Origin of the sequence: Pelomonas sp. Root1217, from assembly GCF_001425705.1 — a bacterium.
GTDB lineage: Bacteria > Pseudomonadota > Gammaproteobacteria > Burkholderiales > Burkholderiaceae_C > Pelomonas.
Genome location: NZ_LMDC01000001.1, coordinates 423,466 through 437,883 on the forward strand (window position 1 = coordinate 423,466; position 14,418 = coordinate 437,883).

The following is a 14,418-nucleotide window of genomic DNA, read 5'->3' on the forward strand; positions in this document are numbered from 1 at the left end:
GGGGTACGGCGTCGTCGAATCCGATGGCCGTCGTTCGTCGTCTGCCATGGCCCTTGTCGAATTCACCCCTCAGTTGCGCCGCTTTGTGGACGCGCCTTCCTGCCAATGCGAAGCGTCCACGCTGCGCGAAGCGTTGGATGCCGCGTTTGCCGAGCAGCCCCGGCTGCGGGGTTACATCCTCGACGAGCAGGGCCATCTGCGCGTCAACGTGGTCGTCTTCATCGACGGCCAGCGTGCGCGTGACCTGCGGACCTTGAGCGACCCGCTGCGGGTCGACAGCCGCATCCACGTCCTGCAAGCACTCTCGGGAGGCTGACACCATGACTTCACACGACCGCGCCTGGGCCGCGACCCGCAAAGGCCTTTTCGAGCTGCGCCACCGTGGCAGCACCTGGCACATCGAGAACCTCAGCTTCGTGGCCGACCCGGTCACCATGCTGCTGCCGCCCGACGACTCGGGCCGCATGCTGGCCGGCCTCAACCTCGGCCACTTCGGCGCCAAGCTGCAGGCCAGCGACGACGCCGGCAGGACGTGGAAGGAAGTGGCGGCACCGAGCTTCCCGCCCCAGCCCGAGGGCGCTGAAGGGCCGGCCTGGAAGCTCGACCACGTGTTTTCGCTGGAGCGTTCGGGCGACGCGATCTGGTGCGGTACCGTGCCGGGCGGCCTCTTCGTCAGCCGCGACCGCGGCGAGTCCTGGCAGCTGGACGAGACGCTGTGGAACGATCCGCGCCGCCTGCAGTGGATGGGCGGCGGCAACCCGGCGCCGGCCCTGCATTCCATCTGCCCCCATCCCGCCAAGCCGGAGGAGCTGCTGGTGGGCGTGTCCTGCGGCGGTGCCTGGCGCACCACCGACGGCGGCCAGACCTGGGGACTGCGGGCCAAGGGCATGCGGGCCGACTTCATGCCGCCGGAACTCGCCGGCGACGAGAACTCCCAGGACCCGCACCTCATCGCCCGCTGCCGCGGCGAACCCGACGTGCTCTGGTGCCAGCACCACTGCGGCATCTTCCGCAGCAGCGACAACGGCGCAACCTGGGAAGAGCTGCAGGCGCAGCCCTCGAGCTTCGGTTTCGCGGTTGCCGCTCATCCGGCGGATGGGCAGACGGCCTGGTTCGTGCCCGCCATCAAGGACGAACGCCGCATCCCGGTTGACGGAGCTTTGTGCGTGACCCGCACGCGCGACGGCGGCAAGAGCTTCGACATCCTGCGCACCGGCCTGCCCCAGCAGCACTGCTACGACCTGGTCTTCCGCCACGGCCTGGCGGTGGACGACAGCGGCGAGCAGCTGATGATGGGATCGACGACCGGCGGCCTGTGGGCCAGCGGCGATGCCGGCGACAGCTGGCAGGCCGTGTCGGCCCACCTGCCGCCGATCTACGCCGTCAAGTTCGGCTAGGCCTTCAGACGCTTGCGCGCCGCGACCAGGGCCTTGGCGTCCAGCGCCGGCGGCGGGTAGCTCATCTTCAGCGCCGCCAGCGCGTCCACGATGACCTGCGACACGATCAGGCGCGCATTGCGCTTGTCATCGGCCGGCACGGCGTACCAGGGCGCGTGCTCGCTGCTGGTCGCTTCCAGCGCCGCCGTGTAGGCCTTCATGTACGCAGGCCACTGTTCGCGCTCGTCGAGGTCGGCGGCAGCGAACTTCCAGTTCTTGCTCGGGTCGTCCAGGCGCGCCAGGAAGCGCCGGCGCTGCTCGTCGCGGGACAGGTGCAGGAAGAACTTCAGCACGCGCGTGCCGTTGCGGTGCAGGTGGCGCTCCAGGCCATTGATGGAGTCGTAGCGTTGGGCCCAGAAGTCCTTGGCCCGCGTCGTCTCCAGCGGCAGCGACTGGGCCGCGAGGATCTCCGGGTGCACGCGCACGATCAGCACCTCCTCGTAGTAGGAGCGGTTGAAGATGCCGATGCGGCCGCGCTCGGGCAGGCACTGGGTCGTGCGCCACAGGAAGTCGTGATCCAGCTCCTGCGGGCTGGGATGCTTGAAGCTGAACACCTGGCAGCCCTGCGGGTTAACGCCCGACATCACGTGCTTGATGATGCTGTCCTTGCCCGCCGCATCCATGGCCTGGAAGACCAGCAGCAGCGAGTAGCGGTTGTGGGCGTAGAGCAGGTTCTGCAGCTCGCTCAGGCGCTCGACCTGCGCGGCCAGTTGGCGCTTGTAGTCGTCCTCGTCGCGGTACAGGGCCTCGACCGCCGTGGGCCGGTGCTTGAGCTTGAGCTTCTCGCCCGGGACGACGCGGAAGGCCTCGGTGTCTAAGGTCATGGCGGGTTTTCTCCAGGCTGGCGGCATGCCAGCCTAACGCGGCCAGGTACTGCGGCGGTGTCAGACTTCGCCCCTCTCTCGTTTCGCCTGCCATCGATGCTGCTGCGCGCCTCCCTCCTGTTGCTGCTGGGCTTTGCCGGCTCCGCTGTCCGTGCCTCCGACGACGACAAGCCGCCGGCCTACGAACCGCGCGAGCACTACACCAAGTACGAGTACCGCGTGCCGGTGCGTGACGGCAGGAAGCTCTTCACCGCCGTCTACGTGCCCAAGGACCAGAGCCGGCGCTATCCCTTCCTGATGGTGCGCACGCCCTATGGCTGCGGGCCCTATGGCGTGGACCGCGATGGCATCAAGGGCCTGGCGCCGAACGAGGAGTTCCTGAAGGCCGGCTACATCTTCGTCTGCCAGGACGTGCGTGGCCGCAATATGTCCGAGGGCGAGTTCATCGAGATGACGCCGCACAAGCCCGTCAAGAAGACCCTGGCCGATGTCGACGAGAGCTCCGACACCCACGACAGCGTGCAATGGCTGCTGGACCGCATTCCCGGCCACAACGGCCGCGTCGGCCTCTGGGGCGTGTCCTACCCGGGCTTCTACACCTCGGCCTCCATCATCGACTCGCATCCGGCCATCAAGGCCGCGTCGCCACAGGCGCCCATTGCCGACCTCTTCAAGGGCGACGACAGCTATCACGGCGGCGCCTTCATGCTGGCCGCCAACTTCGGCTTCTACACCGGCTTCAAGCCGCAGCAGGCACCGGTGCCGCCGCCCAAGCAATGGCCGCAGTTCGACTGGGGCACGCTGGACGGCTACGAGTTCTACCTGCAGCACGGCAACCTCGAGGCGCTGACGCGGCGGCTGGCCAAGGAGGGCGGCCCCAACCCCTACTTCGACGTGCAGCTGGAGCATGACCGCTATGACGAGTTCTGGAAGTCCCGCGCCATCACACCCCACCTGAAGAACATCCGCGCCGCCGTGCTGACGGTGGGCGGCTGGTTCGACGCCGAGGACCTGGCCGGCCCGCTGGCCACCTTCCGTGCGATCGCTGGGCAGAGCCCCGCCACCGATAACCGCCTCGTCATGGGCCCCTGGGTGCACGGCGGCTGGGTCGGCGCGCCGGGGCGGCAGCTGGGCCGCGTGCAGTTCCAGCAGCCCACCGCCGAGCAGTTCCAAAAGGAGGTGCTCTTCCCCTTCTTCGAGCAGCATCTTCGTGAGGTGGCGCCCAAGGCGCCCATCGCGAAGGCGACCGTCTTCGAGACTGGCACCAATGTCTGGCGCCGCTACGACGCCTGGCCGCCTGCTGAAGCCAAGACGCGAACCCTCTACTTCGCGCCCGGCGGTAAGCTCAGCTTTGCGCCGCCCGACGCGATCGAGCCCGCTTTCGATGCCTGGGTCAGTGACCCTAACAAGCCGGTGCCCTACGTCGGCTATGCGAGCTTGGGCGTGCCGCAGGAATACATGGTCAGCGACCAGCGCTTTGCGGCCACCCGGCCGGACGTGCTGACCTTCCGCAGCGACGTGCTGGAGGAGGACACCACCATCGTCGGCCCGATCGTCGCGCGCCTGTTTGCCTCGACGACGGGCAGCGACGCCGACTGGGTCGTCAAGCTCATCGACGTCTATCCGCCCGAGCTGGAAGACGAAGCCGCGAAGAAGCGCAAGCCGCGCACCGAGGACGTCGAGCCGCCCGAGGCGCCCTTGGGGGGCTATCAACAGCTGGTGCGTGGCGACCCGCTGCGCGGTCGCTTTCGCAACAGCGTCGAGGTGCCCGAGGCCATGGTGCCGGGTCGCGTCGAAGAGCTGCGCGTCGGCTTGCAGGACATCAACCACAGCTTTCGCCGCGGCCACCGCATCATGGTGCAGGTGCAGAGCAGCTGGTTCCCGCTCATCGACCGCAACCCGCAGACCTTCGTGCCCATCCGCAGCGCGAGGCCCGAGGACTTCCAGGCCGCGACGCAGAAACTCTACCGCTGGCGCGACCAGGCCTCGGGGCTTGACGTCAGGGTGCTGGAACCACACTGATGCCCCGTGCGAGGCTATCCTCAGTCGATAGCCGCCAAGGACCACAGCCGAGATGTTCCGACGACTGCTGCTTGCGCTGATGCTGTTCGCGCCGCTGCTGGCCCAGGCGGCCTGCACGCGGCCGTTGCGTGTGCCCTTCGAGGACTGGCGGCCCTATTCCTTCATGGCCGACGGCCATCACACCGGCCTGGAGACCGAGCTGCTGGCCGCCGTGGCCAAGGAGGCCGGCTGCCGCGTCAGCTATGTGCGCGAAGTGCCGCGCAACCGCCGCCTGCCCATGCTGCTCGCGGGGCAACTCGATCTGCTGATCGCCGCGACACCCCGCGCTGACGCCGCCTGGTACACGCGCCCTTATCGCGACGAGGTGCTGGGCGTGTTCATGCGTGCCGACGAGGCCCGCATGGACGTGCATTCGCTGGATGAACTGTTGCGCGCCAACCTGCGCCTTGTCACCCACCGCGGGCCGGCCCTGGTGCCCATCATCAACGACTTCAAGGCCCGCGGCCTGCTGAGCTGGTTCGAGGAGTACGCCATGGGCGTGCAGCTGATGCAGATCGGCCGCGGCGATGTGCTGCTCGGCGACAGCGTCGCCATCGCCTTTGCCGCGCGCGCCGCCGACGTGCCCCTCATCGAGCTGCCCATCCACCTGCTGCGCGACCCCGTCACCTACAAGCTCAGCCGCAAGTCGCTGACCGAGGCCGACCTGCGCGCCTTCAACCAGGCCATCCAGCGCCTGGAGTCGCGTGGCGAGCTTCAGCGCATCCGTGCGCGCTGGCTGGGCTCGGTGCCGAGACGCTAGAGAGCGGTGCCCGCCGCGGCTCCGGCGGACTCAATGCCTGGGCACGACAAGGATCTTGCCGTCGCGCTCGCCGGTCGCGGCAGCAGCGATGGCTTCCTTGATCTGCTCTACCGGGTAGGTCGCATGGATGCGCGCCTTCAGCTGGCCGGTGGCGATCAGCCGGGTCAGCTCGCTATACAGCGCCATCTGCGCCTCGCGCGATGCGACGCGGAACCACTTGGCCAGCCAGAAGCCCCGCAGCGTCAGGTCATTGAAGACAAAGGACTGCGGCGACACCACGCAGGGCTCGCCGCTCATGAGGCCGTAGTTGACGACGGTGCCGCCCTCGGCGACGCAGCTGGCCAGCCGGTTGGTCGCCTTGCCGCCGACGGCGTCTATCCCTAAGCGGATCGGCGCACCCGACACGGCCTCCTTGACGCGCTTGGCCAGGTCGTCGCCATCCACCAGCACCACGTCGCCGCCGTCCGCCTTCACAACCGCTGCTGCGCCCTCGCGCCGCACGATGTTGACGGTGCGCAGGCCGCGCAGCTTGGCGAGCTGCGTGAGATAGCCGCCGACGCCAGAGTTCGCGACGTTCTGGATGACCCAGTCGCCCGGCTGCAGCGTGACGAACTCCGACAGCATCAGCGAAGCCGTGGCCGGATTGACGGTCAGCATGGACAGCTGCTGCGCATCGGCACCGGCCGGCAGCGGCACGAGGCGTTTGGCGTCGGCGACGAGATGGCTGGCCCAGGTGCCGCTGCCGGCGGGCAGCAGAACCGTCTGGCCTGCAGTCAGATGAGTCACACCCTCACCGACGGCCACGACACGGCCCACGCCCTCGCTGCCGCCCACAGCCGGCAGCGGCGGCAGGATGCCGTAGCCACCGGTCAGCATCAGCACGTCCGACGGGTTGATGGGTGCGGCAAGCACGGCGACGAGGGCCTGGCCGGCGCCGGGTGCGGGCGGCTCGAAGGGCAGGGCCCCGATGACGTCCTGCGGCACCGGCCCGCGTTGTTCGTATTGCGCCTTGATGCCCTGGATCGTCATGCCGGTCTCCTGCTATTGGATGGAACGGGCGATTCTGAGCCCGCCCGGTGCGTCGTGGCATCGCCGACGCGACAGGGTTTCAACCCGTCCAGTCCCTGTCAATGCCGGGCCAGGTGGCGCCCGGCTGCGCCTCCAGTTGCAGTGGCGATCCAGTGACCGGGTGGACCAGCTTCAGCTCGCGCGCATGCAGCCACAGCCGCTGTGTGCCCAGGAAGGCTGCGACGGCTCGATTGAGCGGCCCCTTGCCATGCGTTGCATCGCCGAGGATGGGATGGGCGATGTGCTTCAGATGGCGGCGGATCTGATGGCGGCGGCCTTGCAACGGTTCGGCTTCGAGCAGGGCGACGCGGGTGTTGGGGAAGCGCGGGTCGGTGGCCAGTGCCCACTCGATGCGCTCCAGCACGCGCCAGCGGGTCTGCGCCGCCAGCATCGTCTGCCCCGCCGACGGCTGCTCAGGGTCGCGCGCCAGCGGATGGTCGATGAGACCGGCGTCTTCCTGCGGCCAGCCACGTGCAAGCGCGAGGTAGCTCTTTTGCATCAGCCCCTGCTCGAACATCGCGCCGAGCAGCGAAGCAACCTCTGTTGACAGCGCAAATAGCAGCACGCCCGAGGTGCCCCGGTCCAGACGGTGCACGGGCCAGACTGGGCGGCCGAGCTGGTCGCGCAGCAACTGCAGCGCGGCTTCGTCCTCGCCAGCTGCGAGCTGGGTGCGGTGCACCAGCAGGCCGGGTGGCTTGTCGATGGCGACGAGATGCTCGTCCTGATAAAGCAGGGTCAGAGTCAATTTTTCAAGTCGCCATCGACATAGAACCATTCGCCGTTCTCGCGCACGAAGCGGCTCACTTCATGCAGCCGATGCGCCCGGCCGCCGAGCTTGCTGCGGGCGACGAACTCGACGCTGCCGTGATCGGCGTCCTGCATCGCGGTGCGCTTCACGTCAAGGCCCAGCCATTTCAGCTCCGGCTCGGGCGCCTCCAACTCGGCAGGTCGCGTGCTCGCATGCCAGCTCGCCAGCAGATAGTCGCGCAGGTCCAGCGCGAAGGCCGAGTAGCGCGAGCGCATCAGCGCTTCGGGCGTGGCTGCGGTCAGGCCCTGACCAGCCGCAAAGGCCTCGTGCAGGGCGCCGCAGCAGTGGGCATAGGCGGCGCGGCGACCGCAGGGGCAGGGCATGGAGGTGTCCATGTCGGCACTCTAGCGGGGGTATCAGCGGCCGAGCGGCCGTCGGGAAAAGACTCGATGAGCCTTGGCAAAGGCAACGGCCGGCCGAGCAGATAGCCCTGGCCGAAAGCGCAGCCGCATTGGCCCAGCACCTCGAGCTGGTCTGCGCTCTCGATGCCCTCGGCAATGACCTCAAGCTGCAGGTGCCGGCCGAGGTCGACGATGGTCTGGGCAATGGCGCGGTCACGCTCGCCCGTGGCCAGGTCGCGCACGAAGCAGCGGTCGATCTTCAGCGAGCTGATGGGCAGGCTTTTCAGCATGGCCAGCGACGAGTGGCCCATGCCGAAGTCATCCAGCGAGATCTCGAAGCCGATTTCGCGCAGCTGGTGCATGACGCGCCTGACCTGTTCCGGCTGGCGCATCAGCATGCCTTCGGTGAGCTCCAGCACCACCTGGGAGGCCGGCACTTCGAGCCCGGTCGACATGGCGCCGAGCATCTCGGGCAGGGCACTGCTCGTGAACTCGGACGCCGCCATGTTGACGTGGACCTTGAGCTTCTCCAGTGCGCCGCCCTTGAGCGAGGCCAGGTCGCGCAGGGCCTGGCCCAGCACCCAGCGGCCGATGTCGACGATGAGGTCGCTCTGCTCGGCGATCGGAATGAACACGTCCGGCGGCACCGTCGTGCCATCGGGCTTTTGCCAGCGGATCAGCGCCTCTGCGCCGTGCAGCGCGCCGGTGGCGATGTCGACGATGGGCTGGTAGACCAGGCGCAGCTGCCCGGCCTGCAGCGCCTCGTGCAGTTCGGTCTCGATGGACAGGCGCTGGGCCAGCTTGGCGCGCTGCTGGGCCAGGGTGTCGGGGCTGCTGGTCGAGAAGACATTGCTGCCGTTGCGGCCGTTCTGCTTGACGCGGTACATGGCCGCGTCGGCGCTGCGCAGCAGCTCGGGGCCGGTCTGGCCGTTCTCGGGAAAGCGGCTGACGCCAATGCTGGCGGACACGGTCAGCGCCACGCCCTCGTAGCTGATGGGGCGGCTGGCGGCGGCAAGCACGGCATCGGCCAGGGCCGCCAGGGCCTGCTCGTCGCCGCTGTCAGGCACCAGCACCGCAAACTCGTCGCCGCCCAAGCGGCCGACGCGGGCTGGCGGCGGCGCCAGCTCGCGCAGCCGCTGCGCAAATGCCTGCAGCACCGCATTGCCGGCCTCGTGGCCGAAGGCATCGTTGATGGGCTTGAAGCGGTCCAGGTCAATGAACATCAGCGCAAAGCGGCGGCCCTGGCGGTGGCTCAACGCGCAGTGGCGGTTCAGCTGGGCGTAGAAGTGGGCGCGGTTGTCCAGCTCGGTCATCTCGTCGATCTGGGCCAGGCGGTGGATGACGGCCTCGGTCTCCAGGCGTTGCGCGGTCTGGGCGATCAGCGCGCCGATGGTGGCCGAGACCTTGGGCAGCTGGGCCTCGGGCTGGCGGGCCAGGCTGCTGTAGAACTCCAGCACGCCGGGGCGGTGGCGTTCGCCGTTGTCCGACACATAGGTGACCGGGAACACATAGCCCGACCACAGCCCGCACATCTGCGCGCTGCCACGGCGCAGGAAGCGCGGGTCGGTGCTCATGTCCTCCACCCACTCGGCGCTGCCCGTGGCCCAGACGCGGCCAACCAGGCCCTCGCCGGGCGCCATCTTCAGTGTCGAACTCACCGCGCTGAATTGTTCGAGCCGCGCGTCGGGTTGGTGCCAGAAGTGCCGGCAATGCAGGCGGCCACCGCCGTCCTCCATGCTCCAGTAGGCACCCCATTCCCAGCCGAGATTGCGGCAGATCAGCTGGATGACGTTGCTGATCGCATCCTCCAGCGTGTGGGTGCCGATCAGGTATTCGGTCAACGCATAGCCCAGGCGCTCGCGCACGGCCGCGTGGGTGAGGGCGGTCACGTCTTGCAGCAGGCCGTGGTGCCAGCGCGGCCGCGCCGGGTCAGTGGGCAGTGGCGTCACGCGCAGCCAGCGCAGGCCGCGGGCCAGGCCGATGACGCGGATGTCCAGTGGGCGCTGGAGCTTGGCGCCGGTCCAGAGCCGGATCAATTCCGGCAGATCGTCCTCGACGACATGGCCCAGGCAGGCGCCCAGACCATTGGCCGAACGGGTCGGCATCTCCAGGTATTCGGCCGCCGTGGGCGAAAGATGAGTGACGCCAGTCTGCGGGTCGTACCACCACTGGCCGAAGCCGGCGGCCTGTTCCAGGTGCTGAGGGCAGGCAGCAACGGGTGCGGGAAGGTGTCGCGGCGGCCCTGGCTGCATGGATGCGGTCGGCGTGCAGACTTCCCGATTGCTTGTCATCGCGGTCACTGCGCAAATCGCATGCCAGCACCAGGTCGGTCCGGAATGCGCAGAACCGCACGGCTGCAGCGGTGTACGCGGTCAGGAGCCCCGCAAGCGTGCAATGGCCCGCACAGGACTGGTGCGGGGCGCTAGAGGGTCAGTTCCCAGGTTTCGCTGATGACGTCCTGGCCAAAGCTGTTCACGGGCTCGCTGTGCACCAGCCGATAGCCCTCCACCGCGTAGATGGCGCGGGCGGCGGTCAATGCGCTCTGCGTCCACAGCTCGATGCGCTTGTAGCCGGCGGCGCGAGCAAAGTCGCTGCACTGGCGAACCAGGCGCTTGCCCAGGCCAAGGCCCCGCGCATGGGGCTCCAGCAACAGCAGGCGCAGCTTGGCGACGCCGGGGCGCGGCTTGCCGACGGTCCCATCTCGGGTTTCATTGCGCGCCTGCACGAGCATCACGCAGCCCAGGCGCTCGGTGCCTCGCGCGGCAATCCAGCAGGCCTCGCGTTGGGGCTGGAAGCGGTCGACGAAGTCGGCGCAGATGCGCGCCACCAGCGCCTCGAAGTGTGTGTCCAGGCCGTATTCGGCGGCATAGAAGGCGCCGTGCCGCTCCACGATCCAGCCGAGGTCGCCGGGCTGGGGCTCGCGCAACTCAACGGCGGCCGCGGCGTCGGGCTCCAGCACGGCCTGGATCCGCGACATCGAGCCCAGCAGTGCGTGGCGTTGCGTGGCGGACAGGGGGGCCAGCATCGCCTCGGCCTTGGCCGTGCCCGCGCGGTCCAGCGGCACGAAGGCGCGCTTGCCGGCGGCGCTGAGCTTGAGCAGCGTCTGGCGGCCGTCGCTGGGGTGAGCTTGGCTGGCCAGCAGGCCGCGGTTCTTCAATCCGCGCAGCAGGCGGCTCATGTAGCCGGCGTCCAGTTGCAGGCTCTTGCTCAGCGCGGCCGCGCTGATCGGCGCGTGATGCGCCAGCTCCCACATCAGCCGGGCCTCGGGCAGCGTGAAGTCGCTGTCAGGCAGCTTGGGCGCCAGCACGCCGATACGGCTTGTGTAGAAGCGGTTGAAGGCGCGAACGTCCAGGGCTTGATCGGCGGTCATGGGCCATCATCTTCAAAATACTTGCTTTTGGCAATCAATTGCCGAGCCGCTACGCTGCGGCCTTCAACGCAGACGGAGACGCGCTTGGGCATCGTGGTGTATTGGCTGGAAGGTGAGGGCGAAGAGGCGACCCCGGTCTGCCAGTTCTTCAGCAGCAAGGAGCTGACGCAGGCCCTGGCCTGGGCCGAGGACCGGCGCAGGGCAGGGCATCGCCACGTCAGCATCTCCACGGAGCTGGACGAGAGCGTGGGACGGCCCGGAGTGTCCTCGGTCGAGGGCGGGCGCACACCGGACGGCGAAGCCTACGAGTGGTCCAAGGCGGGCCGGGCCGGCAAGGTGCGCAAGGGCCGTTGAGGAGCGGCGCTTGCCGCGTCGTTCAAAACTTGTAGCCGAAGCCCATGGTCAGCAGGTTGTCCGTCTTCTTGGTGCCCACGGGCACGCGGCTGGTGTAGCGGCTGGACAGGCCGGCGTTGAGCGTCCAGGCTCCGCTGATCTGCGTGGCCAGCCCGGCGTCGAAGGTGGCGCGGTTGCCGAGGTCGCCGCCGCCGGGGTAGTAGACTAGACGCTGCTTCAGCGTCGTCGTCTCGCTGGCCTTGTGGCTGGACTCTTCGCCGAACAGCACTTGCGCGCCATTGGCCGAGCTGCCGTCGGTGAGGCGGGTGACCGTGTAGCCGACACCGCTGAAGATGTCCCAGTTGGTGGCATCGTCCTTCACCAGGTGGTAGCCAAGACCGCCGTTGAGGCTGTAGCGGTCGCGCACGCCACCGGCCTTGTTGGTCTCGGCGTCTGCACCGCCGAAGGAGAACCACTGCGGGCCGAAGTTGAAGTCGTAGCGGCCGCCCAGGCGCAGCAGGTCGGCGGTGGTGGTGTCTACGCCCGCGTTCTTGTTGCGGCCGTAGTTGGCGATGCCGAAGAGGCTGAGCTTGTCTTCGACCGTCGCGACGCTGGCATCCGCATTGGCGGCGAGGGTGCGACTGCTGCTGTTGCCGCTGGCCAATGCGCCGGAGACGCTGAGCCCGCCATGCCATTTGCCGTCGGGCGTGTCCTGGGCCTGGGTGGCCTGCGAGGCGAGGGTGAGGGCGATGGTGCCGAGGGCGAGAGTGAGACGTGGCATTCCGAAAGCGCTTTAGGGGAAAACCAGCAGTATCCCCAACGACCCCGCACGGTCAGCGGCGGGCGCCGGCCAGGCTGTAACGAGGGGCTTCCCTAGAATGCCGGGATGACTTCTTCCCCTGTCGACGCTGTGGTCGACGCTGCTTCCAGCCCCCTGCTGCGCAATCTCAACCCCGAACAACTGGCCGCAGTGACCGCGGCGCCGGAACCCGCCCTGATCCTGGCCGGTGCCGGCTCGGGCAAGACCCGTGTGCTGACCACCCGCATCGCCTGGCTGCTGCAGACCGGCCAGGTCAGCCCTGGCGGCATCATGGCCGTGACCTTCACCAACAAGGCCGCCAAGGAGATGCTGACGCGGCTGTCCACCATGCTGCCCTTCAATGTGCGCGGCATGTGGATCGGCACCTTCCACGGCCTGTGCAACCGCTTCCTGCGCGCGCACTGGAAGCTGGCCAACCTGCCCCAGGCCTTCCAGATCCTGGACGCGAGCGACACGACCTCGGCCGTCAAGCGTGTCATCAAGGCGATGAAGCTGGACGAGGAGCGCTTTGTGCCCAAGCAGGTCGGCTGGTTCATTGCCGGCCGCAAGGAAGAGGCCCAGCGCCCCGGCGACGTGGAGCAGCGTGACGAGCAGACCAAGACCCTCGTCGAGATCTACGCCAACTACGAGGACCAATGCCAGCGCGAAGGCGTGGTGGACTTTGCCGAACTGATGCTGCGCAGCTACGAACTGCTGCGCGACAACGCGGCAGTGCGCGAGCACTATCAGCATCGGTTTCGCCACATCCTCGTCGACGAGTTCCAGGACACCAACAAGCTGCAGTACGCCTGGCTGAAGATGTTCGCGCCGCCGGGTGTGGGAAGCGGCCAGAGCATCCTGGCGGTGGGCGACGACGACCAGAGCATCTATGCCTTTCGCGGTGCCCGCGTCGGCAACATGGCCGATTTCGAACGCGAGTACCGCGTCAGACGAGTCATCAAGCTGGAGCAGAACTACCGCAGCTTCGGCCACATCCTGGACGCCGCCAACGAGCTGATCAGCCGCAACAGCCAGCGCCTGGGCAAGACGCTGCGCACCGACGCCGGCCTGGGCGACCCGATTCGCGTGCAGGAGTCGCCGAGCGACTTCGCCGAGGCGCAGTGGGTCATCGAGGAGATCCAGAGCCTGCACCGCGGCGGCATGGACCGGCAGGAGATCGCCATCCTCTACCGCAGCAACGCGCAGTCGCGGGTCATCGAGTCGGCGCTGTTCAACTCCGGCATTCCGTATCGCGTCTACGGCGGCCTGCGCTTCTTCGAGCGCGCCGAGGTCAAGCATGCGCTGGCTTATCTGCGCCTGTTGGAGAACCCGAGCGATGACACCAGCTTCCTGCGCGTCGTCAACTTTCCGACGCGCGGCATCGGCGCCAAGACGCTGGAGAACCTGCAGGACGCCGCCAAGGCCTCAGGCCGCAGCCTCTACCAGAGCGTGGGCGCCATCACCGGCAAGGGCGGCGCCAATCTGGTCGCCTTCACCAACCTGATCGACTCGACGCGCAACCTCACGCAAGGCATGACGCTGCGCGAGATCATCGAGCAGGTGCTGGAGACCTCGGGCTTGCTGGACTTCTACCGCACCGACAAGGACGGCGCCGAGCGGCTGGAAAACCTGGACGAACTGATCAACGCGGCCGAGGCCTTCGTCATGCAGGAGGGCTTCGGCAAGAACGCCGTCGGTCTGCCGGTGGACGAAGTGGCCCCAAGCGTGCAATCCACGGGCACGCCAGGCGCGGTACCCGATGCCGAGACCGGCGAGATCATGTCGCCGCTGGTCGCCTTCCTGACGCACGCCTCGCTGGAAGCCGGCGACAACCAGGCGCAGGCGGGCCAGGATGCCGTACAGCTAATGACCGTTCACTCGGCCAAGGGCCTGGAGTTCGATGCGGTCTTCATCACGGGCCTGGAAGAAGGGCTGTTCCCGCACGAGAACTCCATGTCCGACCATGACGGGTTGGAGGAAGAGCGCCGCCTCATGTACGTGGCCATCACGCGGGCGCGCAAGAAGCTGTCACTGAGTTTCTGCCAGACCCGCATGCTGCACGGACAGACGCGTTATCACATCAAGAGTCGTTTCTTCGACGAGCTGCCCGAGGAGGCGCTGAAGTGGCTGACGCCGCGCAACCAGGGCTTCGGCTCGGGCTTTGCGCGCGAGTACCAGCAGGCCTGGCAGCGGGGCTCGGGGCTCAAGGGCATGGTGGGCGCGGGCAATGTGCCCAATCGTGGAGAAAGGGCCGCCTGGGTGGAGCCACCCGTGCCGGCCAGCATGAAGCAGAAGGTGTCCGAGGAGCACGGCGGCCTGCGCGTGGGCAAGGGCGTCTTCCACAACAAGTTCGGCGAAGGCGTGCTGCTGACGCTGGAAGGCTCGGGCACGGATGCGCGGGCGCAGGTGAACTTCGGCCGGCATGGCACGAAATGGCTGGCTCTTTCAGTTGCGAAGCTCACCCCAATAGACTGAGTCGGCGGGATCTTCGGGCCGAGCGCTGGGCCGCTCCCGAGCCGGCCCGGTTGGCGATGTGCTCGCGGCTCGATGCCGCGAGCATCGCCGTCCCCTCGGGGGACCGACCAGACTCGCGCGCGTTCAGCGCTGCGAGGTTGGGC

13 protein-coding genes are annotated in these 14,418 nt (G+C 68.1%); 6 read left to right on the forward strand and 7 right to left on the reverse strand.

From position 1 onward, the window contains the following. The first annotated feature begins 46 nt into the window (after positions 1 to 46). Both ASC95_RS02035 and ASC95_RS02040 read left to right on the forward strand, forming a co-directional pair. Complete coding sequence (locus ASC95_RS02035) at positions 47 to 316, forward strand: MoaD/ThiS family protein (protein ID WP_057296121.1); 270 nt, start codon at positions 47 to 49, stop codon at positions 314 to 316. Between the two features lie 4 nt (positions 317 to 320). Beyond that, positions 321 to 1,397: a sialidase family protein gene (locus ASC95_RS02040; protein ID WP_057296122.1), complete on the forward strand. Its 1,077-nt coding sequence runs from the start codon at positions 321 to 323 to the stop codon at positions 1,395 to 1,397. Here the strand turns inward: ASC95_RS02040 and ASC95_RS02045 are convergent. Continuing rightward, positions 1,394 to 2,260: an ADP-polyphosphate phosphotransferase gene (locus ASC95_RS02045; protein ID WP_057296123.1), complete on the reverse strand. Its 867-nt coding sequence runs from the start codon at positions 2,258 to 2,260 to the stop codon at positions 1,394 to 1,396. The genes ASC95_RS02040 and ASC95_RS02045 overlap by 4 nt on opposite strands. Positions 2,261 to 2,356: 96 nt before the next feature. Here ASC95_RS02045 and ASC95_RS02050 point away from each other — a divergent pair, with 96 nt between their 5' ends. Together ASC95_RS02050 and ASC95_RS02055 are read left to right on the forward strand one after the other, a co-directional pair. Continuing rightward, complete coding sequence (locus tag ASC95_RS02050) at positions 2,357 to 4,282, forward strand: CocE/NonD family hydrolase (protein WP_057296124.1); 1,926 nt, start codon at positions 2,357 to 2,359, stop codon at positions 4,280 to 4,282. A 52-nt stretch (positions 4,283 to 4,334) separates the two neighbouring features. Then, complete coding sequence (locus ASC95_RS02055; RefSeq protein ID WP_057296125.1) at positions 4,335 to 5,081, forward strand: ABC transporter substrate-binding protein; 747 nt, start codon at positions 4,335 to 4,337, stop codon at positions 5,079 to 5,081. A 30-nt stretch (positions 5,082 to 5,111) separates the two neighbouring features. On the opposite strand, the gene ASC95_RS02060 is transcribed toward ASC95_RS02055, so the two are convergent. The 5 genes from ASC95_RS02060 to ASC95_RS02080 all read right to left on the reverse strand — a co-directional run bounded on the left by ASC95_RS02060 (position 5,112) and on the right by ASC95_RS02080 (position 10,668). After that, entirely contained in the window at positions 5,112 to 6,110 is a 999-nt protein-coding gene (locus ASC95_RS02060; RefSeq protein ID WP_057296126.1) for a zinc-dependent alcohol dehydrogenase family protein, read from the reverse strand. Positions 6,111 to 6,189: 79 nt separating this feature from the next. Then, positions 6,190 to 6,894: a pseudouridine synthase gene (locus tag ASC95_RS02065; RefSeq protein ID WP_235537661.1), complete on the reverse strand. Its 705-nt coding sequence runs from the start codon at positions 6,892 to 6,894 to the stop codon at positions 6,190 to 6,192. Continuing rightward, positions 6,891 to 7,280 (reverse strand): YchJ family protein, encoded by a 390-nt coding sequence (locus tag ASC95_RS02070; RefSeq protein ID WP_162250728.1) that lies wholly within the window; start codon positions 7,278 to 7,280, stop codon positions 6,891 to 6,893. Before ASC95_RS02070 ends, ASC95_RS02065 begins: the two co-directional genes overlap by 4 nt. Next, positions 7,196 to 9,589, reverse strand: a complete 2,394-nt coding sequence (locus ASC95_RS02075; protein WP_082567420.1) for a bifunctional diguanylate cyclase/phosphodiesterase — start codon at positions 9,587 to 9,589, stop codon at positions 7,196 to 7,198. Before ASC95_RS02075 ends, ASC95_RS02070 begins: the two co-directional genes overlap by 85 nt. A 131-nt stretch (positions 9,590 to 9,720) precedes the next feature. Beyond that, positions 9,721 to 10,668: a bifunctional helix-turn-helix transcriptional regulator/GNAT family N-acetyltransferase gene (locus tag ASC95_RS02080; RefSeq protein ID WP_057296128.1), complete on the reverse strand. Its 948-nt coding sequence runs from the start codon at positions 10,666 to 10,668 to the stop codon at positions 9,721 to 9,723. 93 nt (positions 10,669 to 10,761) lie between these two features. Here ASC95_RS02080 and ASC95_RS02085 point away from each other — a divergent pair, with 93 nt between their 5' ends. Further along, entirely contained in the window at positions 10,762 to 11,022 is a 261-nt protein-coding gene (locus ASC95_RS02085) for a hypothetical protein (protein ID WP_369820586.1), read from the forward strand. A gap of 22 nt (positions 11,023 to 11,044) precedes the next feature. Here the strand turns inward: ASC95_RS02085 and ASC95_RS02090 are convergent, their stop codons facing one another. Then, positions 11,045 to 11,782: a YdiY family protein gene (locus tag ASC95_RS02090; RefSeq protein ID WP_057296130.1), complete on the reverse strand. Its 738-nt coding sequence runs from the start codon at positions 11,780 to 11,782 to the stop codon at positions 11,045 to 11,047. Positions 11,783 to 11,887: 105 nt separating this feature from the next. On the opposite strand from ASC95_RS02090, the gene ASC95_RS02095 reads away from it, so the two are divergent. Beyond that, entirely contained in the window at positions 11,888 to 14,275 is a 2,388-nt protein-coding gene (locus tag ASC95_RS02095; RefSeq protein ID WP_057296131.1) for a UvrD-helicase domain-containing protein, read from the forward strand. The last annotated feature ends 143 nt before the right edge of the window (positions 14,276 to 14,418 follow it).

Coding starts and splice junctions, on each gene's coding strand:
- ASC95_RS02055 (WP_057296125.1), top strand. CDS start 4,335: ATGTTCCGACGACTGCTGCTTGCGCTGATGCTGTTCGCGCCGCTGCTG.
- ASC95_RS02045 (WP_057296123.1), bottom strand. CDS start 2,260: ATGACCTTAGACACCGAGGCCTTCCGCGTCGTCCCGGGCGAGAAGCTC.
- ASC95_RS02090 (WP_057296130.1), bottom strand. CDS start 11,782: ATGCCACGTCTCACTCTCGCCCTCGGCACCATCGCCCTCACCCTCGCC.
- ASC95_RS02070 (WP_162250728.1), bottom strand. CDS start 7,280: ATGCCCTGCCCCTGCGGTCGCCGCGCCGCCTATGCCCACTGCTGCGGC.
- ASC95_RS02095 (WP_057296131.1), top strand. CDS start 11,888: ATGACTTCTTCCCCTGTCGACGCTGTGGTCGACGCTGCTTCCAGCCCC.
- ASC95_RS02050 (WP_057296124.1), top strand. CDS start 2,357: ATGCTGCTGCGCGCCTCCCTCCTGTTGCTGCTGGGCTTTGCCGGCTCC.
- ASC95_RS02040 (WP_057296122.1), top strand. CDS start 321: ATGACTTCACACGACCGCGCCTGGGCCGCGACCCGCAAAGGCCTTTTC.
- ASC95_RS02075 (WP_082567420.1), bottom strand. CDS start 9,589: ATGACAAGCAATCGGGAAGTCTGCACGCCGACCGCATCCATGCAGCCA.
- ASC95_RS02080 (WP_057296128.1), bottom strand. CDS start 10,668: ATGACCGCCGATCAAGCCCTGGACGTTCGCGCCTTCAACCGCTTCTAC.
- ASC95_RS02035 (WP_057296121.1), top strand. CDS start 47: ATGGCCCTTGTCGAATTCACCCCTCAGTTGCGCCGCTTTGTGGACGCG.
- ASC95_RS02060 (WP_057296126.1), bottom strand. CDS start 6,110: ATGACGATCCAGGGCATCAAGGCGCAATACGAACAACGCGGGCCGGTG.